The following is a 1,667-nucleotide window of genomic DNA, read 5'->3' as shown; positions in this document are numbered from 1 at the left end:
CGGAGGACAACCTGTCTGCGGAGTCGTTGGCCGAGTACGATCGCCGGCGGAGGTCCCTGGTCGGGCGCGAGATCGAGGTGGGTGTACGCTTCCGGCAGCTTGCCCGGCCGGTAGACGACGGCACCCTTGCCTTCCTCATCGACCTCCCCAGCCGCGACGGCATCAAGCGCGCCATCCAGTCCCACCTCCTCTTGGACTGGGACGCGCCCCTGCTCTCCGCCCTCCTCGACGGCTCCCTCTCCCTCCTCCTCCCCCTCCTCAAATAGCCGCCGCGCTCGCCCAGCCTGGTTGGGGTTCGACATCGGAGCGCTGCGTCGGACGGCCCCGCGAACCGCGGTCCCTGTGCCTCGATCGCCGCCAAACCGAGGCGCCTACGCCGCGATGGTCGCCCGAACCGCGGTCCCTGCGCCGCAATGCCCGCCCCAACCGCGGCCCCTGCGCCGGGATCGGCGCTCGAACCGCGGCGCCCCGCGCCGGGATGGCCCGCCGAACTGCGGCCCGTACGCCGGAATCGCCGCCGCAACCGAGGCTCCGGCACCGGGGTCATCCGCCGAACGGCAGCACCTAGGCCGCAATCACCCCCCGAACCGCGGCACCTGCGCCGGGATGGACCCCTTTGATGGGGGCACCGGGTTCATCAGGAGTGGAGGCTTGGAACGCAACATGTGCGGGAGCGCTGGCCGGTCTGTTAGCAGAGAGCAGGAACAGCTCATGATTGAGAGGTTGCGCTGGCAGGTGAGAACCTGCGAGGGGTGGATCGCAAACGCCGACGCCAAAGCAGCGGTGATCGTAGGGCTCAATGGTGCATTGGTCGCGGGACTTCTTGCAGGCGGCCGTGGGGCGGTGACCGGGGGTCTCGCGGGCGGTTGGGCGACCCGGGCGTGTGACACGGTCTTCTTGGCTGCTGTGGCCTGGTCAATCCTGTGGGCGGGCCTGACGGTCTTGCCAAACGTCAGCGGCGGCCCGTCCGGGGGCTCCGTGTCGCACTTTGCTGAGGTGGTGAGGCTGTCGCTGGAGGATTTCAGGAAGGCGTCCCGCGCACTTGTTGGGCTGCGGGAGATCGAGGCGCTGGAAAGCCAGGTCTATGTGCTGTCGCGCATCTCCTCGCTGAAGTTCAGGCGCCTCCGGTGGAGCATCGGTGGATTAATGGCGGGGCTGGTCGCGGGGTTGGTTTCCCTTATACTTTGACGGGCTGGCGAGTGGAATGGGCAGTGTACTTGCTTCCAGGATACTAGCAATTTCACAACTGGGCTACATTTTCGATCATCAGTTCCCCGGGGGGTGGTTAATGTGAGCCGGCAGATGTGTTTTGTGGTAGCAGGCGACCTGCGCGGCTTCACGGCCTATGGAATGAAGTACCAGGCGGGAGTCGATTCCTTCTGCAAGGAGTTCTACGCGCTTGTGGAGGAGTGCCTTGCGCCCAGGGGAGGCGGCCAGAAACCTTTCATGAAGAAGTTCCTGGGGGACGGGTTTATCTTCCTCTACGAGCTTCCCGAAGGTGTCCATCGGCAGACCCAGACCGAAGTCGCTGCCGACGTCGTTCGCCAGGCCATCATGGTCGAGCGCGCCTATGCCAAGTGCGTCCCGCCAGACCCTCCCGACAGGCGCTTCCAAACCTTAGAGTCGTTTAAGGATATTCCAACGCGCCTCGGAGTTGGAGTGTGCTA

General features: G+C 65.5%; 3 protein-coding genes. All 3 read left to right on the top strand.

What is annotated here, in order from left to right; translation table 11 throughout:
- The coding region (locus AB1609_23230; GenBank protein ID MEW6049349.1) for a hypothetical protein at window positions 1-266 on the top strand (266 nt) is incomplete at its 5' end.
- Between the two features lie 445 nt (window positions 267-711).
- A complete protein-coding gene (locus tag AB1609_23225) occupies window positions 712-1,188 on the top strand; it encodes a Pycsar system effector family protein (protein MEW6049348.1) in 477 nt (158 codons plus the stop codon).
- A 102-nt stretch (window positions 1,189-1,290) separates the two neighbouring features.
- A partial coding sequence (locus tag AB1609_23220; GenBank protein MEW6049347.1) for a hypothetical protein occupies window positions 1,291-1,667 on the top strand: 377 nt, incomplete at its 3' end.

The organism is Bacillota bacterium (assembly GCA_040754675.1).
In the GTDB taxonomy this organism is placed as follows: domain Bacteria; phylum Bacillota; class Limnochordia; order Limnochordales; family Geochordaceae; genus Geochorda.
Note: the sequence above shows the minus strand (reverse complement) of the source record. Positions and strands in the feature narration are given on the sequence as shown.

Bases quoted from the DNA above. Each gene is read 5' to 3' on its own strand.
- AB1609_23225 (MEW6049348.1), top strand. From the start codon at position 712: ATGATTGAGAGGTTGCGCTGGCAGGTGAGAACCTGCGAGGGGTGGATC.